Origin of the sequence: Gordonia oryzae (assembly GCF_003797185.1) — a bacterium.
GTDB lineage: Bacteria > Actinomycetota > Actinomycetes > Mycobacteriales > Mycobacteriaceae > Gordonia > Gordonia oryzae.
The window spans coordinates 86,281-108,415 of record NZ_RKMH01000011.1 but is presented as its reverse complement, the minus strand read 5'-3'; the positions used below and the strand labels follow the sequence as shown (position 1 = coordinate 108,415).

The 22,135-nt window shown below is 65.3% G+C and carries 17 protein-coding genes, 1 tRNA gene and 1 pseudogene; 7 read left to right on the top strand and 12 right to left on the bottom strand.

What is annotated here, in order from left to right; all coding sequences use genetic code 11:
• Positions 1-514 precede the first annotated feature (514 nt).
• Positions 515-772 (bottom strand): hypothetical protein, encoded by a 258-nt coding sequence (locus EF294_RS15170; RefSeq protein ID WP_123931550.1) that lies wholly within the window; start codon positions 770-772, stop codon positions 515-517.
• Positions 773-1,132: 360 nt separating this feature from the next.
• Here EF294_RS15170 and EF294_RS15165 point away from each other — a divergent pair.
• The 3 genes and pseudogenes from EF294_RS15165 (at position 1,133) to EF294_RS15155 (ending at position 4,253) form a co-directional block, all read left to right on the top strand.
• Positions 1,133-2,481 (top strand): annotated as a pseudogene (locus EF294_RS15165) (IS21/IS408/IS1162 family transposase).
• Positions 2,478-3,359 (top strand): IS21-like element helper ATPase IstB, encoded by an 882-nt coding sequence (gene istB / locus EF294_RS15160; RefSeq protein ID WP_185091104.1) that lies wholly within the window; start codon positions 2,478-2,480, stop codon positions 3,357-3,359. The pseudogene EF294_RS15165 and the gene istB overlap by 4 nt, the downstream one beginning before the upstream one ends.
• 300 nt (positions 3,360-3,659) lie before the next feature.
• Positions 3,660-4,253 carry a tyrosine-type recombinase/integrase gene (locus EF294_RS15155; RefSeq protein ID WP_246007890.1) on the top strand — a complete coding sequence of 198 codons (594 nt, stop codon included), beginning with the start codon at positions 3,660-3,662 and terminating at the stop codon, positions 4,251-4,253.
• Here EF294_RS15155 and EF294_RS15150 read toward each other — a convergent pair.
• The 4 genes from EF294_RS15150 to EF294_RS15135 all read right to left on the bottom strand — a co-directional run bounded on the left by EF294_RS15150 (position 4,250) and on the right by EF294_RS15135 (position 6,545).
• The gene (locus tag EF294_RS15150; RefSeq protein WP_123931546.1) at positions 4,250-5,014 is read right to left on the bottom strand and encodes a hypothetical protein; all 765 of its coding nucleotides are present in this window, start codon (positions 5,012-5,014) and stop codon (positions 4,250-4,252) included. The two genes, EF294_RS15155 and EF294_RS15150, sit on opposite strands and share 4 nt — an antisense overlap.
• Positions 5,011-5,604 (bottom strand): hypothetical protein, encoded by a 594-nt coding sequence (locus tag EF294_RS15145; RefSeq protein WP_123931544.1) that lies wholly within the window; start codon positions 5,602-5,604, stop codon positions 5,011-5,013. The genes EF294_RS15150 and EF294_RS15145 overlap by 4 nt, the downstream gene beginning before the upstream one ends.
• 167 nt (positions 5,605-5,771) lie before the next feature.
• Positions 5,772-5,845: transfer RNA gene (locus tag EF294_RS15140), tRNA-Gly, on the bottom strand.
• Positions 5,846-5,927: 82 nt separating this feature from the next.
• On the bottom strand, positions 5,928-6,545 hold the full coding sequence (locus EF294_RS15135; protein WP_123931542.1) for a maleylpyruvate isomerase family mycothiol-dependent enzyme: 618 nt from the start codon (positions 6,543-6,545) through the stop codon (positions 5,928-5,930).
• 105 nt (positions 6,546-6,650) lie between these two features.
• Between EF294_RS15135 and dcd the strand changes: the two genes are divergently transcribed.
• The 3 genes from dcd to EF294_RS15120 all read left to right on the top strand — a co-directional run bounded on the left by dcd (position 6,651) and on the right by EF294_RS15120 (position 10,174).
• Complete coding sequence (gene dcd / locus EF294_RS15130) at positions 6,651-7,226, top strand: dCTP deaminase (RefSeq protein ID WP_123931540.1); 576 nt, start codon at positions 6,651-6,653, stop codon at positions 7,224-7,226.
• A gap of 89 nt (positions 7,227-7,315) precedes the next feature.
• The gene (locus EF294_RS15125) at positions 7,316-8,752 is read left to right on the top strand and encodes a UDP-glucose dehydrogenase family protein (RefSeq protein WP_123931538.1); all 1,437 of its coding nucleotides are present in this window, start codon (positions 7,316-7,318) and stop codon (positions 8,750-8,752) included.
• A 111-nt stretch (positions 8,753-8,863) separates the two neighbouring features.
• Complete coding sequence (locus EF294_RS15120; protein ID WP_123931536.1) at positions 8,864-10,174, top strand: hypothetical protein; 1,311 nt, start codon at positions 8,864-8,866, stop codon at positions 10,172-10,174.
• Between the two features lie 33 nt (positions 10,175-10,207).
• Here the strand turns inward: EF294_RS15120 and EF294_RS15115 are convergent, their stop codons facing one another.
• Together EF294_RS15115 and EF294_RS15110 are read right to left on the bottom strand one after the other, a co-directional pair.
• A complete protein-coding gene (locus EF294_RS15115) occupies positions 10,208-10,978 on the bottom strand; it encodes a MerR family transcriptional regulator (protein ID WP_123931534.1) in 771 nt (256 codons plus the stop codon).
• Positions 10,979-11,033: 55 nt separating this feature from the next.
• Positions 11,034-11,642, bottom strand: a complete 609-nt coding sequence (locus EF294_RS15110; protein ID WP_123931532.1) for a TetR/AcrR family transcriptional regulator — start codon at positions 11,640-11,642, stop codon at positions 11,034-11,036.
• A gap of 107 nt (positions 11,643-11,749) precedes the next feature.
• Between EF294_RS15110 and EF294_RS15105 the strand changes: the two genes are divergently transcribed.
• On the top strand, positions 11,750-13,321 hold the full coding sequence (locus EF294_RS15105) for an MFS transporter (protein ID WP_123931530.1): 1,572 nt from the start codon (positions 11,750-11,752) through the stop codon (positions 13,319-13,321).
• Here the strand turns inward: EF294_RS15105 and EF294_RS15100 are convergent.
• The 5 genes from EF294_RS15100 to EF294_RS15075 form a co-directional block, all read right to left on the bottom strand.
• Positions 13,305-14,444 carry a PDR/VanB family oxidoreductase gene (locus EF294_RS15100; RefSeq protein ID WP_123931528.1) on the bottom strand — a complete coding sequence of 380 codons (1,140 nt, stop codon included), beginning with the start codon at positions 14,442-14,444 and terminating at the stop codon, positions 13,305-13,307. The genes EF294_RS15105 and EF294_RS15100 overlap by 17 nt on opposite strands.
• A 14-nt stretch (positions 14,445-14,458) precedes the next feature.
• Positions 14,459-15,379 (bottom strand): metal-dependent hydrolase, encoded by a 921-nt coding sequence (locus tag EF294_RS15095; protein WP_123931526.1) that lies wholly within the window; start codon positions 15,377-15,379, stop codon positions 14,459-14,461.
• 11 nt (positions 15,380-15,390) lie between these two features.
• Positions 15,391-17,094 (bottom strand): SDR family oxidoreductase, encoded by a 1,704-nt coding sequence (locus tag EF294_RS15090; RefSeq protein WP_123931524.1) that lies wholly within the window; start codon positions 17,092-17,094, stop codon positions 15,391-15,393.
• Positions 17,095-17,230: 136 nt separating this feature from the next.
• The gene (locus tag EF294_RS15085; protein ID WP_123931522.1) at positions 17,231-18,484 is read right to left on the bottom strand and encodes a pyridoxal phosphate-dependent aminotransferase; all 1,254 of its coding nucleotides are present in this window, start codon (positions 18,482-18,484) and stop codon (positions 17,231-17,233) included.
• Positions 18,485-18,734: 250 nt separating this feature from the next.
• Positions 18,735-22,100, bottom strand: coding sequence for a heterodisulfide reductase-related iron-sulfur binding cluster (locus tag EF294_RS15075; protein ID WP_123931518.1), 3,366 nt, complete (start codon positions 22,098-22,100; stop codon positions 18,735-18,737).
• Positions 22,101-22,135 lie beyond the last annotated feature (35 nt).

Below are 22,135 nucleotides of genomic sequence, written 5' to 3'. Positions count from 1 at the left end.
GTGCCATCCCAGGTGGATGCGGCGGCGAGGATGCCGAGCGGGATGAAGTAGAGGGCCACAAGGAAAGCGGCGGCGCTGAGTGCCACTCTGGAACGGCTCATGCGGTGTTCTCTGTATGTGTCCGAGACACCGGCTCAGCGTGTCCGCGCTGGTCGGGGTTGTTTTGGTGCACACCGGACCTAATCGTGCTACACGGTTGCAGCGCCGATCTCACGAAAATGCCAGAGAGTGACAATGCCCTTTGGATTGTGGAGCCGATGACGGGAATCGAACCCGCGTATTCAGCTTGGGAACGTGTTTCGGCGGTCAAACGGGCGTTCGATCTATCTGCACCTCCACGGTTCGCGTTCGGTCCATATGCGCTGCGTAACGGGCACTTTGACGCAGCTTGCACGCGGTGCGGGGTAGGCCGTACGCGGTCCATAAACACCTCGTAGTTACACCAGGTGGAGTGTCTGGGGAGTGTACGAGAGAGCCCGGAACCGTCGTAGCGGCTCCGGGCTCAAGGGGCGGTCTACTTGGTGTTGTACTCATTCGGAGGCAGCTGAATCTGCTCGCGGGCGTAGTCGGAGTCTGACCACCACGCGTAGTTCCATTCGCGATCGATCACGAGGCGATCTGCCCAGGGGAAAGCGTCTGCGGCCATCGTCCTGACGGCTGTCTCGAGTTTGTCGACAGCGCGTTCTAGGTGCCGATCTTGGATGTTCTTCGATATGTCGTCCGCCACGCAAAACTCGAATGTCAGGCGCAGGCGCCGGGGTGTGGTTGCCATCGTCGTTCCTCCATGAGTCGCAAATTCTTTCACGAGAGTAGCGATATTTCACGAGATACGCAACGTATGCTCAAGAAGCGATGGTTCACTGGAAAGTTCGGATGATTGCGAGAACCCCGCCTCACCGGTCCAGGACAGGTCGGTGAGACGGGGTCTCGGCGAGGACGCCCCGGCTTGGGGGTTCGAGGACGACCTCGGCACGGCGGGACAAGTCAACCGCGGTACTGACGGCGCTCATCGAAATTCCCCAGTGATGCTCATCTGAATTCCCCACCCGTGTGGCACCGCCAGAGTAGGCGGGCCTCCCGTGATGCTGATGGTCTCTGACCACTCACCAGCTATCTCGGGAGGCCCGCTTTCATGTTGACACGGGAGAACGATGTGGAAGTACATGCACTGCACAAACGGGGGTGGACGATCTCGGCGATCGCCCGCCACACTGGGCACGACAGGAAAACCATTCGCGCCTACCTCAACGGTGAGCGCAGCCCGGGCGAGCGTAAGAAGTCGGCGGCGGATCCGTTCGAGCCGTTCCTGGCCTACGTCACCGCGCGTCTGGTCGAGGACCCACATCTGTGGTCACGGACGTTGTGCGACGAACTCGAGGACCTCGGCTACACCCAGTCCTATCCGACATTGACCCGCCAGATCCGGCAACGTGGCTTGCGACCGACATGTGAGGCGTGCGCCCTGGTGACCGAGCGGGCCAACGCGGTCATCGAGCATCCGCCGGGTGCCGAGACGCAATGGGATTGGGTGGAGTTACCGAACCCGCCAGACGAATGGGGTTGGGGTTCAACAGCATTCCTGCTTGTCGGGTCGTTGGCACATTCCGGCAAATGGCGGGGCTACCTGGCCCCGGATATGACTCGCCCGCAGGTGATCGCCGGGATTGACCGCATCACCCGCCGGCTCGGCGGGGTCACCAAGTCGTGGCGATTTGACCGGATGGCGACGGTTTGCCACCGTCGACCGGCGCGTTGACCGCCGAGTTCGCAGGCGTGGCCAAGTATTACGGGGTCTCGGTCGATGTGTGCCCACCTCGCAGAGGCAATCGCAAGGGTGTGGTGGAGAAGTCCAATCACACTGCTGCACAACGCTGGTGGCGCACCCTTCCCGACGAGACGACACCCGAACAAGCGCAAACCAGCTGCGACACCTTCTGCCGCACCCGCTCGGATGCACGGATGCGCCCGACCTCTGATGGTCGGGCGAGTGTGATCACGGTGGCCGCTCGCGAACCGCTCAGCGCCCCACCAGCGGCTCCGTATCCGGCCACGCTCACCGAGGTGCGCACGGTATCGCGCCAGGCGCTGGTGGCGTGGCGAGGCAACCAGTACTCGGTGCCGCCGGAGGTGGCGATGAGCGAGGTCAGCGTCAGTGAGCGGCTCGGGGACGGACACATCGACATCGCGACCGATTCGGGCATCGTGATCGCGCGGCACCGCCTCGCCGCGCCCGGGTCGGGCGCCCAGGTGCGTGATCACGGGCATGTCGTCGCGCTGGAGACCCTGGCCAAAGCCAGCGCCTCCAGCAGCCGTCGGCCGCATCGCCGCAAAGAACGTATCCCACCCGGCCAAGCCGCCCGAGACGCCGCAAACACACTGCGCCACAACACAACCAATACCGACGATACCGGCCCGCAGGCATCGATCATCGACATGAGCGTGTACGAACGCGCCGCACAGAACAGGACCCACCTCCCATGACCACCAACACCGACACCGACACCGACACCAACACCAACAATGCTGGGCGGGGCTCTTCGAATAGTGTCGCACCACAGTCACAATCAGCGATCTCGGTCTACCAGCAACTACGCGGACATCTCGCCGTCCTCAAACTCGACGCCGCAGCCGAAGCCCTCCCGCAAGTCTTGGCGGCCGCCAGCGAGCACGAGTGGTCGATGACCCAGACTCTCGAGCACCTGCTGGGCATCGAGGTCGATGCCACCGAAGCCCGTCGGCTTGCCGGGCGGTTGCGATTCGCGTGCCTGCCCACCCCGGCCACGTTGGACGGGTTCGACTATGACGCCGCGCCCGGGGTGGACCGGGCGCTGATCCGCGAACTCGGGACGTGTGCCTTCCTCGAGTCGGCGACGAACGTGCTGCTCATCGGCCCGCCGGGTACGGGCAAGACGCATCTGGCGGTCGGGCTTGCGAACGCCGCGGTCCACGCCGGCTACCGCACCTACGTGACCACCGCCGCCGACCTCGCCGCACGCTGCCACAAAGCCGCCATCGAAGGCCGCTGGGCCACCTGCATGCGATTCTTCGCCGGACCCACCTTGCTCGTCATCGACGAGCTCGGCTACCTACCATTGCCGGCCGAAGCTGCTTCAGCCTTGTTTCAGGTTGTGGCACAACGCTATCTGAAAACCAGCATCGTCATCACCACCAACAGGTCCGTCGCCGAATGGGGCGAAGTGCTCGGTGACACCACCGTCGCCGCAGCCATGCTCGACCGGCTGCTACACCGCTCGGTCGTGCTCAAACTCGACGGCGACTCCTACCGGCTACGCGACCACCACGCCCGCACCCACAACCAGCGCACCGCCACCGCACCCACCCGAAGGTCGCTACAGTAGAAACCGCCCACAGGTGGGGAATTTCAGTGAGCACACCTGGGGAACTTTCTTGAGCCTCGTCAGTACCAGAGAACGGACAAGTCAACGTTCCCCTTTCTAACGGGAGAGCCGAGGCTCCCGCTAGTCTTCGGCGGGTTGGGCGTTCAACCCGCCTGCTTGGTGGCCGCAGCGCGGCCTGTCTGGGGTGTCTGAGCTCTCGGTGGGCCGCTCTGCGGGGTGCGCCGGGTGCCAATGGGTGGGTAGCCGTTTCTCAACGCTTCAACCGAGTCCCGGCCGCTCCAGGTGAAACGGACGTTGCGAGTGACCGCAGACGGCGACTTCTATGACACCCCGAAGACTCGTGGAAGCCGTCGCACGGTGCCACTTACGTCGGAGACGGCACAGGTTCTCCGCGAGTACCTTGCGCGCCACCCTCGCCGAGATGAGCCCACCGCACCGCTGTTCCCGGCTATGCGCCTGATCGCCGAGAAGCCAACCGGAGTGAAGAACACGGCCGTCGGGACGCCGAACGAGCGTCAGGCAACCGCCCTGGCCTCCCTCACCGTGGAGGAAGCAGAAGCGCGCTTGGAACTGGACTGGGCCAGCCCGGTCCGACACCAGAACTTCTACAAGGCGGTCTTCCGTCCGGCGGCGCTCCGCGCCAACATCGAAGGCCAAGGCGGAGCGCTACCGCCCGCGCTCAAGTTCCACGCGCTGCTCCACACCTACGCGAGCCTCTGCGTCGCGGCGGGTATTCCTCCCTTGGAGATCGCCCGATTCATGGGCCACGCCAAGGTCGTCACCACCCTCAGCGTCTACGCCCACCTGTTCGAGAACGACCACGCCGACGCCATGTCGGCCTTGGCGGCGATGTCAGCACCGACAACGGAGAACGTGGTGAGGTTGCGGGGCTAGTCCGCCGGAGCCAACAAATCTTTCGCCTCAACTTCTTTGATTCCGAGTTCAGTGAGATATATGCGGTCGTCAATGCGATGTATGAATCGACTTCCCTCTAGTCGCCCAAGATTCGTACCAAGATTCCGCCTGTCGGACTCCGGAAGCCAATCACGGAGTTGATGCCGAGTCACAAAGCTCGGTGATTGCCAATAGAGAACCACTAGGACTCTCTGCCCTGCTGTCAACTTCGTTAGGAACACGGGCCGCTCTTCGATAATCTGGAGCGCGGGGACCTCCTTGGACACCAAAGCCTCGATCAAACGTTGTGCTTCGGCAGCCTCAACAGAGTGAAATAAGCGGACAAGCTCAGCCATCACCCAGTCCAACACGCCGATGACGAAAGTACCATCTTGTGTATTCGGATCGATCCCGTCGGCGAGATGTGCGATATTTCGCTTATTTCGGATGTCATAGATCGCGCGAAGCGTGCGAGGAATGTGGAACCTGATGCTGTCAGACGAGGACGTGCATGATTCAAGTTGATTGACCAGCGTTGGAACCTTGCTCAGTGTTGTGCCGAGGGGTGTGTAGCTACCCTTTGACTCCCACTCGAGAATACGGAAAGCGGCCTCCGAAAATCGGCCTCCTTCAACCGCACTCGGTCTGAGATCGCCCAGGCGATAGCGGCGTTTGGCCTCACTGTATGCCTCGACTAGTTCGTCGATCAGTTCTCTGGGGATACCAACGTCTACGAACCCTTGTTCAATTGGCCCGGTCACTCGATCGGGATTCCCAGATTTTTCAACGAGTCGGCGAATCCGTCAATAAACGGTTTTCGAACTTTCGCGGTTGCGGCCTTGCCAGATCCTAAGATTACAAGGTTGTCAATCCTGCTTATGTTTCGCTTAAAGTTACTGTCTTCGCATTTGAGTCGCTTGCACTCTTCCAGCACTTCGGAGAGTGCTGTCTCGGTTTCGTCAAAATAGAAGTGTCGGGCCACAAGGATTAGCAATCCTACGATTTTCTGTGCTTTCGCTGCATTGGAGGGCAGGTCGGACGATCGAAGCGCAACGAGTGGCGTCCTCTCATGGATGTCAATGAGCTCCTCAAGGCGGGATTCGCTCACCCCGGTGGCCTTGGACGCGGCGATATAAAAGCCCGTGTTCCCGTTTGGAGTGCTCGCCTTAGGCTGATCGCTCTCGGGGGTAGCGGAAGAAGCAGGACTCGTGGCCGCGGGCTGGGCCGATGGAACGCTACCGGAGGCATACAGATCGATCGCCCGCGAAAACGCGATCTCACGCAAGTCGTCGGGGATCTGGGCAACCGTGACTGCCGCAAGGGCCTTCTCTAGGACTTCTTGTGGTTCCACGACTCGTTCCCCTCAGCGCGTGATCAGCTACCTGACTTTACCGACGCTGCTTGTCGCAATCGGAGCGACACGCCCCAGTACCACCGCGTGGAGTGTGCGGGGAGTGTATATGGTGTCGTGGATCAACCGTCCAGCGGCTAAAAAAACCGCGCTACCTGCGGCGATGGTGGAGCCGATGACGGGAATCGAACCCGCGTATTCAGCTTGGGAAGCTGATGTTCTGCCATTGAACTACATCGGCGTGCGGATCTCAGAACCCGCGACGGCAACTTTAGCAAAGGATGCCTCGAGCGCGTCACAGCAGGTCGTGACATGCGGCGCGTTTAGCTCAGCGTCGCGACCCCGTCGCCGGTGAGATCGGCCAGGGCGATGTCACGGCCCGTCATGACCAGCATCAACGACTCTGCGGGACCCCGGACTTCGGGCCCGTCGCCGAAGGTCCAATCGAGGTCCGTCGCCACCCAGCGCACTGGGGCAACACCGTCGGTGAAGCCGCGCGACGCCTTGGGGGTGACAAGGAAGTCCAGGACGGTCCGGCGGCGGTCGGGATCGGTGGTCGATGGCAGACCGAGTGGTCGGCGGATGTCGGCTCCGTGAATCACAAGGTCACTCAGGGGCGCACGCGGCCCGTTGCCGGGCGGGGTAAATCGCTTGTCGGCCTTGTCGCGCAGCACTGCGGTCAGGTTGTCGTATTGTTGCGCGACCTTGGCCGTCACCGCGATGTTGGCCTTGTCGAAATCGCCGAACGTACGGATCATCGCGAGGACGATCGTAGGCGTCGATACCACCAGCTGCATCACCAGATGCGCCACGACGTCCCGACAGGTCCAGCCCTCGCACAACGATGGAGTGGCCCACTGGTCGTCGGTGAGGCTGCTCAGTTGGTCGGCCAGACGCCGACGCTCGTCGGCGATCTCGGCGAAGATCTGCTCGTCGTCCATGGGTTGTGACACTACGTCTTCCTGGCGTCGTAGACGTATTAGAAGGTCACTCCCTGGGCGAACCTTCTACTACGTCTGCCCGCGCTGGTCCGATAGCCTCGCAGTGTGCTGCTCTCCGACCGCGACATCCATGCCGCCATCGACAGCGGGCGCCTCGCGCTGGACCCGTTCGACGCCGCCCTCGTCCAGCCGTCGAGTATCGACGTGCGCCTCGACGGACTGTTCCGGGTGTTCAACAACACCCGCTACACCCACATCGACCCCGCGCAGCGCCAGGACGAGCTGACGACGCTGGTCGAGCCAGCTCCGGGGGAGCCGTTCGTGCTGCATCCGGGTGAGTTCGTGCTCGGGTCGACACTAGAGGTGTGCACCCTGCCCGACGACCTCGCCGGCCGACTCGAAGGCAAGTCGTCATTGGGACGACTCGGGCTGTTGACCCACTCGACTGCAGGGTTTATCGACCCGGGCTTCTCCGGTCACATCACCCTCGAACTGTCGAACGTCGCGAACCTGCCGATCACCTTGTGGCCGGGAATGAAGATCGGGCAACTCTGTCTGCTGCGGCTGACCAGTGCCGCGCTGAACCCGTACGGAAGTGCCGCGGTCGGCTCGAAGTATCAGGGGCAGCGGGGACCCACGCCGTCGAAGGCGTATCTGAACTTCGTGCGTGACACGGACTGAGGGGTCGTCGACGGGAGTTCACCGACGCGTCGCTGCGTCGCCACGCCTTGGTGGGTTGTGCGCCCGACGTTGCGCGTACGTCTACTTCTATGAAGCTCACCGTGATCGGATGTGGTTATCTCGGCGCGACGCACGCGGCCTGCATGGCCGAACTCGGGCACGACGTCCTTGGGGTCGACGTCGATGCCGAGAAGGTCGCCCGCCTGCGCGCCGGTGAGGTGCCGTTCTTCGAGCCTGGGCTCTCCGACATCTTGCGCCGCAACATCGCCGCCGGCCGCCTCGAATTCTCGACGTCGATGCAGGCGGCCGCCGACCACGGCGAGGTGCACTTCGTCGGAGTGGGTACTCCGCAACAGGCGCGCGGATATGGCGCCGATACCTCACACGTCTTCTCGGCCGTGGAAACGCTCGCCGGGCTCGTGCGCGGCGAGCACCTAATCATCGGGAAATCGACTGTTCCGGTCGGTACATCAGCCGAGCTCGCCGATCGGATCGCGGCGATCACCGGCGACTTCGCCGACGTCGAACTGGCCTGGAGTCCGGAGTTCCTGCGTGAGGGATTCGCCGTTGAGGACACCTTGCGTCCCGATCGCATCGTCGTCGGCACCGACCCGGCGCACGATCCGTCGTCGAGTGCCGCGGTCGCGGTGATCGGCGAGGTGTACCGTGAGATCCTCGACACCGGTGTCCCGATGGTCACTACCGATTGGGCCACCGCGGAATTGGTGAAGACTTCCGCGAATGCCTTTCTGGCTACCAAGATCTCGTTCATCAACGCGGTCAGCGAATTATGTGAGGTCGTCGGCGCCGATGTCTCGGCCCTGGCCGACGCCATTGGCTACGACAACCGGATCGGTCGACGATTCCTCAACGCCGGCTTGGGTTTCGGCGGCGGGTGCCTCCCCAAGGACATCCGCGCGTTCATGGCACGCGCCGAGGAGCTCGGCGCCGGGCGCACCTTGCGCTTCCTGCACGAGGTCGACGCGATCAACATGCGCAGACGTACTGCGATGGTCGATCTGATCGAGGACGCCTGCCCCGGTGATCTCATCGGTGCGAACATCGCGATCCTTGGCGCCGCGTTCAAACCCGAGAGCGACGACGTCCGTGATTCGCCTGCTCTTTCAGTGGCCGGCCAGCTCGCGTTGCGGGGTGCGTCTGTGACGGTCTTCGATCCGAAGGCCTCCGACAACGCGCGTCGTATGTACCCGATGCTCCACTTCGCCGACACCGCGCGCGCCGCGGCCGCCGACGCCGACGTCCTCGCACTGGCCACCGAATGGGCCGAATTCGTCCATATGAGCCCCGATGAGTTCGACGGCGTGGTCGCGCACCGCGTGATCGTCGACGGCCGCCGATGCCTCGCGGCGGCTCAGTGGCGGGCGGCTGGCTGGGAGTATCGAGCCCTCGGCGGCGAGGTCCGCCGAGGATCGCCGGTGGCCGCATCGGCGATGGTTGCCGGTTCCGCCGACCGTATCGCTGCTCTCTCATCGGTCCGGTCACGCAGCGGTCACATGCTAAGTTGACACTCGATGGGCGCAAGGGGGGCGTCCGGGCGACCGGGATTCATCCCGGGTCGACCGGGTAATCGGTCGACGAGTGCAGCGCCCCCGACGACCGCAGGAATATCACCCACGATGATCGAACAGTCACACACCGCACTCCGCGTGATCGACGCGGCTCTCACCGAGCCGGTCCGACAGAGGGTCTCCACCCTCGGCGCGCATGTCGCCGCGGTTGTGGACCTCGACGCCGCCGGAGCGGTGATCGTGGTCGCCCAGACCGTCGATGACCAGATACTTCTGGCTGCACCACCGCTGCACGACATCACGCCGCGCGCGCTCGATCGCGCGCTCGCCGACTATCTCGTCGCGGTGGGGCGGGTCAATCGCCCCACCGATGACGAGTGGCGCGACGAACTCCGCACACTGGCCGGCCGGGCCCGTACCCGGCTCGCGTCGTCGGGCGGCGCGTTCATCATGGGCGAGCGGCAGGTCCGGCTGTTCCGCGTGACTCGACGCGACCTCGAGGTGGCCACCGCCGCGCTGGTCGCCGACCTCGCGGCACACCTCGATGCGGTGCTCGCGCAAACGGGGTCCACCACGGTGCCCGTCGTGCTCACCACCACGCATACGCAGTGGCCGGGACTGCCCACCATGCTTGCTGATGCTCGCCGCACGCCGGTCATCGTCGTCGACGACGAGGCCAGTCTGCACACGCCGGCACATGGCGTGACACCGACGCCGTCCGGTGATTTCCCGACCCCAGGCCGGATCAGCGGTGACGTTGTCAGCGTCGTGGAGCCCGCACCGCCTGCCACCGCACCGCCTGCCACCGCACCGCCTGCCGCTGAGATGCCTGCCCCGAGATCGCCCGTCGAGCAGTCCAGGCCGGAAGTCGCCGACGCCGTCACCGAGGAGATTCTCACGGTGACCGACAAGCTTCCGGTACTGCACGGCGACGATCATCCCCTCCGCGACGATCATCCCCACCACGACGATCATCCCCTCCGCGACGATCCTCGTCACGAGGATTCCCGCTACGACCACGGTGTTCTTGTCGGATCGGAGCTCCGCGCGACGGATCGCCGATGGTATTCGCGGCCGCGCTGGTTGCTCGGCGGAGCGGTGGCCGGGGTGCTGCTCGTCTTCGGGGCCGCAATGGCCGTGTCGTCCGTCGGCAGCACCGCGCCCGCACCGCCCGCGGTCGCGGTCTCGACGATCACCGATCAGGCCGCCGCGACGTCGTCGACCTCGCCACCGCAGTTCGCGGACCCGTCCGATCTGGTGCAGGCGCGCCAGCCCGCGGTCGTCTACACGACACCGCCGCCTCCGCCGGTACAGACCAACTCGCGCACCCCCAACAACCGGCCGCGTCGGGCTCGGCCGCGCCCCGCGCCCCGGCTGAGCATCCCGATCCCCGGTCGTCCGCCCATCGTCATCCCGTGAGGCGCTCGAACTCTTGAGTTCTGCACTCTCAGGTCAATCGGCGAGCTCGGGGTCGTGACCGGATGCGCGTGCGGCATCGAGGTAGTCGGCGAGCTGGCGTGCCATGTCCCGGTCGAGTGCTCGGTCGAGTGCGTTGTGCGCCGACACCTGGCCGGAGCGTCGGAGCTCGGTGAGGAGCCGGGTGGTCTTCTCTGACTCCTCGGCAGTCTGCGGGATCCACCCGTTGGCATGCCCCAGCGTCAGCTGGCGCCGGCCCGCTGAGATGAGGGTGTTCGCGGCGGCATCCATCGCGCGATCGAGTTCGGCGTGGACGTCGAGGATGTGACTCAGGGTGAGACCGAGGGCGACGAGACGGCCGTAGCCGGCGACGGTTTCGGGGTCGAGGATCACGTAACCCTGTGGGTCGGGATCGTCGGAGTCGGGCCGGATGAGGCCGAACTCGGTGAGCCGCGCGATGTTGTCGGGGTCGGTGGTGTGCAGCATCTCGGCGAGTTCGTCGGCGCTCACCGTCGCCGATTGCGTCGTCGACCACCGTTCGGAGACCACCTCGCGCAACCCGAGGACGTCGGCGAGGTCGTCGCCGCGCTGCACCCCGGTGAGGAACTCGCCGATGTGGCGAATCGTGAAACCACGTTTGAGCAGGTCGTTGATCACCTTCAGGCGCTTGAGGTGGGCATCGGTGTAGATGGCGATGCGTCCGCGTCGGAGCGGTCGCGGTAGCAGGCCCCGGTCCTGATAGCCGCGCACATTCCGGGTGGTCGTCCCGGCCGCCCGCGCCAGGTCGTCAATCCGGTATTCGGTCACGATTGCACATTCTCTCAGATGGGCCTCGACGTTCGGCCAGGTCGGCGAACTGCGGTCAGGGGCGAAGTCCTCGCGCGATCAAAGCGATCACCGCGCTGTAGTTCTGTGCGGGGTCAATGACGGGTGGGCCCGCGTCCGCCAGCTCGAGGCTGACCGTGCCGTGGACACACGACCACACCTGCATCGCCAATTCCTGCGGGTCGCCCACCCGGATCACACCGGCTACCTGGCCGTAGCGAATCACGTCGGCAAGTGCGTCGAACGCCGACGTGGCGGCCTCGGTCGCCGGATCGCAGTCCGCGGAGAACATCAGCGCGTAGAGCATCGGGTAATCCAGGGCGAACTGCCGATAGGCCCGCCCGCTGTGGACCAGTCGCTCGGTTGCGTCGGCCTCGGTGGTCGCGACCACCCGTCCCAACTCGACGAACGCATCGCTGACCAGGGCATCGAGCAGCCCTTCCTTGCCATCGAAGTGGTTGTAGACACCCATCGGCGCGACCCCCGCGGCCTTCGCGACCGCCCGGACGGTGAGGCCGACGACCCCGTCGGTCTCGAGAATGCGACGCCCGGCGCGGATCAGATTGGCCCGGACCTCGGTGGCAGGGGTGCGGCGCTGGGGTGACGAAGCGCGCGTCATGGAACCGGGCGTCGATGGACTGGACATGTTGACAACTTACTAGAACAGTGTTCTTCTTGGGTAGAACAGCGTCCTATAATAATGGATCGCTGTTATAGGACCCTTCTGGCCGTCTCCCTACTCAAGGACGTGTGATGCGGGCTCGCTGGTGGGCGCTGGGCGCCCTGTGCTTCGCCGAACTGCTCGTGATGATCGACAACACGATCGTCAATGTCGCGCTGCCGACCATGTCGCGCGATCTCGACGCCGGCATATCCGGACTGCAATGGATCGTCGACGCCTATACGCTCGTGTTCGCCGGTCTCCTTGTCACCGGCGGATACTTCGGTGACCGCTACGGGCATCGCCGGATGCTGCTCTTTGGCATTGCCGGATTCATCGCCGTCTCGGCGCTCGCGGCTGAGTCGCAGACCCTTGGACAGCTGATCACCGCGCGTGGCGGGCTGGGACTCTTTGCCGCACTGGTCTTTCCCGCGACTCTTGCCCTCATCACCACGATCTTCGCAGAGGGGCGCGAACGTGCTGCGGCCGTGGGGGTCTGGGCGGCGACGTCGGGCGTGGCAGTTGCGATCGGCCCGGTACTCGGTGGATGGCTGCTCGAGCACTTCAGTTGGTCGTCGGTGTTCTGGGTGAACCTGCCGATGGGTGTGATCGCGGCGGTCGCCATCCTCGCCGTCGTACCCGGAACACGTCCGACGACGGTGTCCCGCTTCGACATCGGCGGTCTGCTGCTCTCGATCGTCGGCCTCGGCCTGCTGGTCTACTCGCTGATCGAGGGCCCGCACTTCGGATGGGGCGATCCGCGCACCGTCGGCGGTCTCGCCGCTGCCGTGGTGGTGATCGGTCTGTTCATCTGGCGCCAACTCGTCATCGAACACCCGATTCTCGACGTCCGGCTCTTCGCCAATCGCCACTTCGCCACCGCCGCGGGCATGGTCAGCGTCGCATTCTTCGCGCTGTTCGGATTCATCTTCCTCATCACCCAGTTCTTCCAGGCGGTCAAGGGATACGGCCCGCTCGACGCCGGCGTGCGCACACTGCCGTTCGCGGTGGTGATGGCGGTCTTCTCGCCGGTCGCGATGACGCTGGCGCATCGCTTCTCGCCGCGGCCGGTGGTGGTGGCCGGAGCGCTGCTGATGGCCGGAGGCTTCGCGCTGGTCGAATTCTCCACGCGCACTTCGGGTTATTGGGAACTGATCATCTGGTCGATGTCGCTGATGGCCATGGGATTGGCGTTCATCTCCGGCCCGTGTACCCAACTGATCATGGATGCGCTCAAGCCCGAACAGGCCGGTGCGGGCAGTGCCGTCAACGACACCACGCGGGAAGTCGGCGGCACGCTGGGGGTTGCGGTGCTCGGGTCGGTGCTCACCTCGGTGTACACCTCGGGGGTCGGGGACAAGCTTGCCGCACTCGGAGTTCCCCACGCGGCGGGCGCCATCGCCGAACAGTCGGTGATGGCCGGTGTCGAGGTCGCCGGGCGGGCGCCGGGCGCCGCGGCCGACGCCATGCGCGCGGCCGTGCAAGATGTCTTCGTCGACGGGCTGCACTCGGCGGTGTGGGTCGCGGTGGCCATCACCGCGACCGTGGCAGTGGCCGCAGCAGCGCTGTTACGGGGAGCGCCGCGTGGTGTGATGCGCTCCGCGGATTCCATTGCTGCCGAGAGTGATACCGCCGACGACGTGTTGGTCAGAGATCGAGCGTGAGGTGATCGCCCTGGGCGCGTGAGACGCAGGTCAGGATCTGGCCTGCGGCGCGCTCGGGCTCGGTGAGGATGTTGTCGCGATGGTCGATCGCCCCGGCGAGGATCCCGAGTTTGCAGGTTCCGCAGAAGCCCTGTCGACACGAGTACGGCACCGACGGGATCTCGCGCTGCACAGCAGTGAGCAGCGATTCGTTTGCACCAACTGTGATCTCGGTGCCGGTGGAGGCAATGGTCGCGGTGAACTCGCGGCCGTTCTCCACCGGTGGCGGGGTGAATCGCTCGTAGTGCAACTCGATGTCGGGGCGGTCGGCAAGGTGCCGGCGCAGACTCTCCAGCATTGGCATCGGACCACAGCAGTACACTGCGAGACCCGATGGGGCGCGACCGGTCTCGGGGTCGCTGTCACCGAGCAGTGCTTCCATCGACGGCCTTCCGTCGGCGTCGTCGGTGCGGATGGTCACCTTGTCGCCGAAGCGCGCGAGCTCGTCACGGAACGGGATCGACTCGGGCGAGCGGCCGGTGTAGATCATCGACCAGTCCAGACCGAAGCGTTCGGCGGCGGCGAGCATTGGCAGGATCGGTGTGATGCCGATGCCCGCGGCGATGAATCGCAGCTTTGTCGCCGCGGATCCGTGACCCGGAAGGGAGATGGGAAACGCGTTGCGCGGGCCCTTGATCGAGAGGAGATCGCCGACCTTCAGCGTGTCGTGCACTTCGATCGATCCGCCGCCGCCGTCGGGGATACGGCGCACGGCGATGCGATAGGTGTACTGATCGGCGGGATCGCCGCACAGCGAATACTCACGCATCCGGCCCGAGGGCAACAGCAGATCCAGGTGTGCTCCGGCGTGCCAGCGCTGCAGCAGTCCACCGTCGGGGTCGGCAAAGGTCAGTGCGACGACGTTCTCGTCCTCGGCGACCACCTCACGGCCGACGATGCGCACCACGGTGATGCCGTTGTCGGCGACGGTGTCGTGCAGCGGCGACAACGGCCGCCACAGTGGCCACCAGATCTTCGAGATGGCCGTGCCGACGGTCAGCAACGGGTCGTGGCGCCAGCGCCCGTAGAGATGCGGTGGCGGAGAGGTCAACGTCGTCGTGTGGGGATGTGCGCGCTGGTTCATTTCGTTGCGGCTCCTCAGCTCGCGTTCCGGGCCGCCGGTGAGGCCGCCAGATAGGCGACGGCCTGTGCGGTGGAACCGATTTCGTTGGGGTGGAACCCCGGACGGAAGTAGCTGAAGGTCGAGAAGACGATCTTCCACATCTTCGGCAGGACCCCGGCCCGGACGCCGCGGAAGTAGTGGTACTCGCGCTGGAAGAAGTTGTAGTCGATCGTCGGGTCGGACTTCATGATGAACCGGAACCCGCGATTGACGAGTAGAAGCAAGACCGGCAGTGCCACCAACATGGCCCGCCCGCGACGCAGGTAGCTGTCGCCGAAATACACCGCGACCTCGTGAGCGACTGCCCGATGTTCGACCTCTTCCGCGCCATGCCAGGTGAACAGATCCGTCATCGCCGGGTCGGCGCCGTGCTCGACCCAGGTGTTGTTGAGCGCGAAGTCACCGAGGATGGCGGTGTAGTGCTCAAGCGCGGCGATCAGCCACAAACGTTCGATGAGGTGCTTCTGGCGTGCCGCCGGAGTGGCTTTCTCCAGTGGCCCCAACAACTTCCGGAAGATCCACTCCATCTGCCGACAGAACGGGCGCGGATCGATGCCGTGGTGGTCGAGGAACTCCCACAGCACGTGGTCGTGGGCCTCGGCATGCATGGCCTCCTGGCCGATGAATCCGCGCATCGTCGCCGCGAGTTCGTCGTCGCGCACCAGTGGCAGTGCCTCGTTGTAGGTCTGGACGAACCATCGTTCTCCCTCTGGGAGAAGGAGATTGAGCACGCTGATGAAGTTCGACGCGACCGGGTGTCCGGGAATCCAGTGCAGTGGTGTCTGCGTCCAGTCGAAAGCAACGTTGCGGGCGTGCAGTTCGACGGGGCCCGGGTCGGACCCGTCGGCGTCGGCGGGCTCGCGGGAGTCGTTGATGGAATGGGCGTGGGCAGGCATGGTCGTTCCTTTCACGGGCGCGTCGCGCCGACGCCCTGACGTCGGGCGATGACACGCGAGATCCACGGGGTGAAACGGTAGATGCGATAACCGATCCGGGCTTCGGGGGCCACCGGTACCACGGCCTTGTCGGCGCGGATCGCCGCGACGATCTGTGCGGCGACCTCGTCGGGGGCCGGTGCGCCGCTGACGGCGGGGCAGATGGTGCTGACGCCGATGTGATGCTCGGCGAGCTCTGCGCGCAACGATTCGCCGTAGAGCAACACCCCGGCCTTGGCTGCGGCGAAGATGCCCAGCCCCCGTTGCGGGGTGAAGGCCGCCGCGGACGCGAGATTGACGATGTGGCCGCCGGTTCCGCGTGTCACCATCTGCCGGCCGAACTCGCGGCACCCGGTGAGCACACCGCGCAGGTCGATCTCCAGCAACCGATCGACCTGTTCGTCGGTGGCATCGAGCGACGATCCGGACAGGCTGGTCGCGGCGTTGTTCACCACGATGTCGGGGACCCCGTGCTCACGCGCGACGTCTTTCGCGAACTCGATGAAGGCGTCGGTGTCGGCGACGTCGAGGTGATACACCGCTGTGGCCGAACCGCTTTCCTTGCACAGGCGGGCGGTCTCCTCGGCGCCTGCGGTGTCGACATCGGCGAGGACGACGTCACATCCGAGTTCGGCGAGGGCCCGTGCCGTTTCGCGACCGATACCGCGGCCCGCTCCGGTGATCACCGCGAGCCGGCCCGTGAACGCCTGGCCGGGACCGAAACGTCGTGTTCGCGTGAAGCTCTCGGGGACGAGACGATCACCGTCGAGGGTGGCGAGGAGGTTGCGCACATTCTCGGCGATGTAGGCGGGGTGCGTCGAGGGCAGCCAATGCCCGGTCGCGCCGTCGCGGCGCCACAGCCGGGTGACGTAGCGGTGGGTGGTCGAGAATGTCGCCGGACGGATCGCGAAGTCGCGGGTGTTGAGCAGTTCGAGAACCGGTACCGCGACCGTGCGCGGTGACGGGAACAGCAGGCGCCGACCGATGTTGGCACGGTAATACCGGACCCCGGAGTTCATGTCGCGGCGCAGCGTCGCGGCGGTGGTGATCGCGTCGCGCGGTGTGCCGTCCATCAGGTGCAGGAACTCACGCCACACCCGGCGGGAGCCGAGAACTCCGAGGAACAGTCGAGGCAGCAGCGGCAGATGGAACAGGCCGATGTAGGTGGAACTGACCATCTGCGAGATGGAGGTGCCCAGATTGCGTGGCGTCGGGTGAGTGATGTTGTGGCGCAACAACGCTCCGACATGGTCGAGGCTCGGTCCGGAGATGGAGGTGAACGACGCGATCTGCGTTGCGGCGCCGCTGCGGGAGACCGCCTCCCAACTCTGGATGGACCCCCAGTCGTGCGCGACGACGTGGACCTTGCCGCCCGGGTTGACCGCGGCAGCCACGGCGAACAGATCGTCGGCGAGATTCTCGATCCGATACGCCGACACCGGCAGCGGGCGATCGCTGTCACCCATGCCGCGGGTGTCATAGGCGAAGACCCGTGCGTGACGGGCCAGATGGGCGGCGACGCCGTCCCACACCACGTGGGTATCCGGCCAGCCGTGCACGAGAAGGATCGTCGGCGCATCGTCGGCGGTGGCCGTGCCGTCGTCGGCGACCGCCTCGAACAGTGCGAGGTGCACCCCTGCGCTGTTGACGTTTCTGCGCCGCTTCCAACTCACCATCGACTCCTCGATCCCCTGGATGGGAGTACACGTTACCAACGGTTACAGGAATAGCCAATGGGCAGGCTCCGCATACGAGAACACCGACGTCCGGGGCTCGGACGTCGGTGCGTGGGTACCTGTGACTGCGGGTTGGCTACTGGCGGTACGAGGAGAGGAAGTTGCCGATCCGCTCGATCGCCTCGCCGAGCTCACGCGCCCACGGCAGGGTGACGATCCTGAAGTGGTTGTGGTCGTCGAGGTTGAAGCCGGTGCCCTGCACCACGAGGATCTTCTCCTGCAGCAGTAGATCCTGGACGAACAGCTCGTCGTTGTGGATCTCGTGGACCTCGGGGTCGAGATGCGGGAAGGCATACAGCGCGCCGCTGGGTTTGACGCAGCTGACGCCGGGGATCTGATTGAGCTTCTCCCAGGTGACGTTGCGCTGCTCGAATAGGCGCCCGCCGGGCTCGACGAGGGCGTCGATGCTCTGATACCCGCCGAGGGCCACCTGAATCGCGTGCTGGCCGGGCACGTTGGAACACAAGCGCGTCGAGGCGAGGATGCCGAGGCCCTCGATGAAGCCCTGCGCGTGCTCCTTCGGGCCGGTGAGGACCACCCAGCCGGCCCGATAACCGCACACGCGGTAGGCCTTGGAGAGTCCATTGAAGGTGAGGCACAACAGATCCGGTGCCAGTGAGGCGATGTTGGTGTGGACGGCGTCGTCGTAGAGGATCTTGTCGTAGATCTCGTCGGCGAGGATCAGCAGCGAATGCCTGCGCGCGATGTCGGCGAGCTTCTCGAGCACCTCGCGGGAGTAGACCGCGCCCGTCGGGTTGTTCGGATTGATGATCACCAGTGCCTTGGTGCGGTCGGTGATCTTGGCCTCGACGTCCTCGATGTCGGGGTTCCAGCCGTTGCTCTCGTCGCACCGATAATGCACCGGCTGGCCGCCGGACAGTGCGGTCATCGCGGTCCACAGCGGATAGTCCGGTGCCGGGATGAGGACCTCATCGCCGTCGTTGAGCAGCGCCTGCATTGTCATCGTGATCAGCTCGGAGACACCGTTGCCGAGGATCACGTCGTCGACGTCGAAGTAGGGGAAGTCGGAGATGAGCTCGTAGCGCGTCACGACGGCCCTCCGAGCCGAGAGCACGCCCGCGGACTCGGAGTAGCCCTGGGAATAGGGCAGGGCGTGGATCATGTCGCGCATGATGACGTCGGGAGCCTCGAAGCCGAACAGCGCCGGGTTGCCGATGTTGAGCTTCATGATCCGGTGGCCCTCGGCCTCCAACCGGGCCGCGTGTGCATGCACCGGTCCCCTGATCTCGTAGCACACGTTCTGCAGCTTCAGGGACTGCTCGAGCGGCTTGAGATTCTGGTTCAGGTGGGATACGTAAGGCCTACTCACGGGTTCAATTGTCGCAGCCGCAGGCAAATCGATTTCTCGGGGTTGGGGAGCGGGCTCACGGCGCCCCCATTTCGCCGACGGCGCCCGGTGGACCCGTGACGGCGCCCTTCGTCTCGCCGACGGCGCCCGGTAGACCCGTGACGGCGCCCTTCGTCTCGCTGACGGCGCCCTTCGACGAGCCGAAAGCAGCGAGCCCGCCCGGAATTCACCGGGCGGGCTCGTCGCGAGCGGAGCTTTCAGACGTCGATCGTCACGACCGGTGACCGGGCCGCTTCTTGCCGGCGGCCAATCCGAAGCCCTTGGCCTTCGAGGCACCGACCTCGCCAATCGTCCGATCGTCCGATGATGATCCGTTGGACGACGCCGCGGATATCTCGTCCTCGGCAGGCGCTGTCGACCACTCAGCGGGCGCTGCCGACGACTCGGCAGGCGCTGTCGACGACTCAGCGGGCGCTGTCGACGACTCGGCAGGCGCTGTCGACGACTCGGCAGGCGCTGTCGCGGTCTCCTCGGGCGCTGTCGACGACTCAGCGGGCGCTGTCGCGGGTGCCGAGGGTGCGGCTGTGGCCTTGGCGCCGGGGCGCTTCTTGCCTGCGGCCATTCCGAAGCCCTTGGCCTTGGCGGTACTCGCCTCGGTCACCGCGCTCACCGGGCCGGCTGCCTCGGTATCGGCGGCCGGCGCGGCGTCGGGCGCGGAATCGGCTTCGTTCACCTGGTTTTCCGCCGGTGTGGTCACCGCGGCGTCGGCGGCGGACGCATTCGGCTGCGCCGGAGTCTTGGCGGCGCCCCCTGGCTTCTTCATGGGCTTCTTGCCGCCACTCATCGCAAAGCCCTTGGCTGCGGCCTTCTTCGGAGCGCTGCTCGTATCACCGGATTGGGTGGCGGTGGCGGCGACCGCGGCCGACGACTCCTGCTCGGCGGGTGTGGGCGCAGCGGAGTTCGCGGCGGCACCGGGCTTCTTGCCGCCTTTCATTCCGAATCCCTTGGCGGCGGGCTTCTTTTCGGCTGGTGCGACCGCGGCCGACGACTCCTGCTCGGCGGGTGTGGGCGCAGCGGAGTTCGCGGCGACACCGGGCTTCTTGCCACCCTTCATTCCGAATCCCTTGGCTGCCGGCTTCTTCTCGGCCGCAGCGGCGTCACCCGAGCTTGCCTCAGCCGAATCCACGGGGGCGGCCTTGGCAGCTCCGGGCTTCTTGCCGCCCTTCATACCCAGGCCGACCTTCGGCTTCGGCGTGGCCTCGGTCGTGGTACCGGCCGAAGCGGTGGCCGCGGCGGGGGCCTTCTCCTCCTGGGGCTCGCGCTCCGGCTCCGGTGCCGGCTGGGGAATCGGACCGAGGAAACGTCCACCACGCTTGACCTCGGGGGCCCCCCGCGTGACCGACTCGAGCAGCAACTGTGCGACGTCGACGACCTCGACCTTGCCCTCGTTTTCGGTGCCCGAGGTCCGCGCGGTCACCCCATCGGTGAGCATCACGCGGCAGAACGGGCAACCGGTGGCGACCTTCTGCGGAACCTCGCCGCCGATCTGGTCGCCGAGGGTGCCGAGCGCCTCGTCGACCCGGTCGATGTTGATGCGCTTGCCGATCTGCTCTTCCATCCACATGCGGGCGCCACCTGCGCCGCAGCACATGGATCGTTCGCCGTGTCGCGGCATCTCCCGCAGATTCGACCCGGAGGCCGCCATCAGCTCGCGCGGGGCGTCGTAGACCTTGTTGTGACGACCGAGGTAGCAGGGGTCGTGATAGGTCACGCCCTCACCCAGCGGTGCGACGGGGACCAGACGCTTCTCCCGAACCAGGCGGTTCAGCAGCTGCGTGTGGTGTACGACCTCGTACTTGGCGCCCAGCTGGGGGTATTCGTTGCCCAGCGCGTTGAAGCAGTGCGCGCAGGTGACGACGATCTTCTTGCGCTGCTGCGGAGCGGTCGAGAAGACCTCGTTCATCATCTCGATGTTCTGCTGCGCCAACATCTGGAACAGGAACTCGTTGCCCGCGCGGCGAGCGGAGTCGCCCGTACAGGTCTCGCCCTCGCCAAGGACAAGGAAGTTCACCGCGGCGATGTCGAGCAGTTCGGCGACGGCCTTGGTGGTCTTCTTCGCGCGGTCCTCGTAGGCGCCGGCACAACCCACCCAGAACAGGTACTCGAAGCCTTCGAACGATTCGACGTCCTGGCCGAACACCGGGATCTTGATGTCCATCTCGTCGATCCAGTTGGTGCGCGCCGAGGCATTCTGGCCCCACGGGTTGCCCTTGTTCTCCAGGTTCTTGAACATGCCCGCGAGCTCGGTCGGAAAGTCCGACTCGATGAGCACCTGGTAGCGGCGCATGTCGATGATGTGGTCGACGTGCTCGATATCGACCGGGCACTGCTCCACACACGCTCCGCACGTGGTGCAGCTCCACAGGGTTTCGGTGTCGATGACCGCACCGAGTTCACCGTCGATCACCCCGGTGCCCGCCGACTCACCGACCAGCTTGCGGGCGGCCTCGGCACGCGCGGCCTCGGGGATCTTGGCGAGCTTGGCCTCGTCGGGATTGCCGTCGGCGTCGACGAGACCCACCTCGTCGCCGCCCATGTCGGTGCGTCCACCGGCGATCAGGTAGGGCGCCTTGGCCTGTGCGTGATCACGCAGCGACATGATGAGCAGCTTGGGGCTCAACGGTTTTCCGGTGTTCCATGCCGGGCACTGACTCTGGCAACGGCCGCACTCGGTACACGTGGTGAAGTCCAGCCATGCCTTCCAGGAGAAGTCCTCGGCCTTGCCGGCGCCGAAGGCGTCGACGTCGGGGTCGGCGGTCTCCATGTCGAGGACCTTGCCGGCCGACATCATCGGCTTGGCTGCACCGAGCGCGACGCCGCCGTCGGCCTCGCGCTTGAGATAGATGTTGAAGAACGCGGCAAAGCGGTGCCAGGCCACACCCCAGTTGATGTTGGAGCCCACCACGGCCAGCCAGACCATGCCGCTCATCAGCTTGATGACAGCAGCACCGGTGACCCAGTACTCCGACGACCCTTCAAAGAGCTGCGCGAAGTAATGGGTGAAGAAGGAGGTCCAAATAGGCGGATCCTCGAGGCCTGCCGAGATCTTGAAGGTCTTGACGAAGACCATGCCCAGACCCTCGAGCAGCACCACCCACTCGACGAAGTACGCGGCGCCGAACCGGGAGCCGGAGAAGCGGGAGAGACGCTCGGGCACTCGCGGGTGATTGAGCTGGCGGATGACCATCAACACGGTGATTCCGATGACCGTGCCGAGTCCGAGGACCTCGTCGGCGAAGATGTAGATGTTCCAGGCACCGATGACCGGCCAGTGGAAGTGCGGGTCGAAGATCTGCCCGTAGGCCTCGAACCAGAAAATCGCGCCGATGAGGAAGCCGAACATCACCAGCCAGTGTGCCCAGCCGACCGTTCGGAACTTCACCATCCGGGTGTGGCCGACGAACTCCTTGAGCATCGTCCACAGTCGCGGGAGGATCGGGAAGTAGCGTGAACTGTCCACGCGTTGGCCCTGTGCGATGGCGCGGACCATTGTCCACACGCCGCGTAGGAACAACGCCCAGCAGAACAGGCTGATGACCGCGGCAATCGTGCCGATGGTGATCGTCGTGGCATTCACGGCGTCACGGCCCCTCTCTGGTTGTCTAGAGACCT

Coding starts and splice junctions, on each gene's coding strand:
- EF294_RS15170 (WP_123931550.1), bottom strand. CDS start 772: ATGGCAACCACACCCCGGCGCCTGCGCCTGACATTCGAGTTTTGCGTG.
- istB (WP_185091104.1), top strand. CDS start 2,478: ATGACCACCAACACCGACACCGACACCGACACCAACACCAACAATGCT.
- EF294_RS15135 (WP_123931542.1), bottom strand. CDS start 6,545: ATGGACGACGAGCAGATCTTCGCCGAGATCGCCGACGAGCGTCGGCGT.
- EF294_RS15125 (WP_123931538.1), top strand. CDS start 7,316: ATGAAGCTCACCGTGATCGGATGTGGTTATCTCGGCGCGACGCACGCG.
- EF294_RS15120 (WP_123931536.1), top strand. CDS start 8,864: ATGATCGAACAGTCACACACCGCACTCCGCGTGATCGACGCGGCTCTC.
- EF294_RS15110 (WP_123931532.1), bottom strand. CDS start 11,642: ATGTCCAGTCCATCGACGCCCGGTTCCATGACGCGCGCTTCGTCACCC.
- EF294_RS15105 (WP_123931530.1), top strand. CDS start 11,750: ATGCGGGCTCGCTGGTGGGCGCTGGGCGCCCTGTGCTTCGCCGAACTG.
- EF294_RS15100 (WP_123931528.1), bottom strand. CDS start 14,444: ATGAACCAGCGCGCACATCCCCACACGACGACGTTGACCTCTCCGCCA.
- EF294_RS15095 (WP_123931526.1), bottom strand. CDS start 15,379: ATGCCTGCCCACGCCCATTCCATCAACGACTCCCGCGAGCCCGCCGAC.
- EF294_RS15090 (WP_123931524.1), bottom strand. CDS start 17,094: ATGGTGAGTTGGAAGCGGCGCAGAAACGTCAACAGCGCAGGGGTGCAC.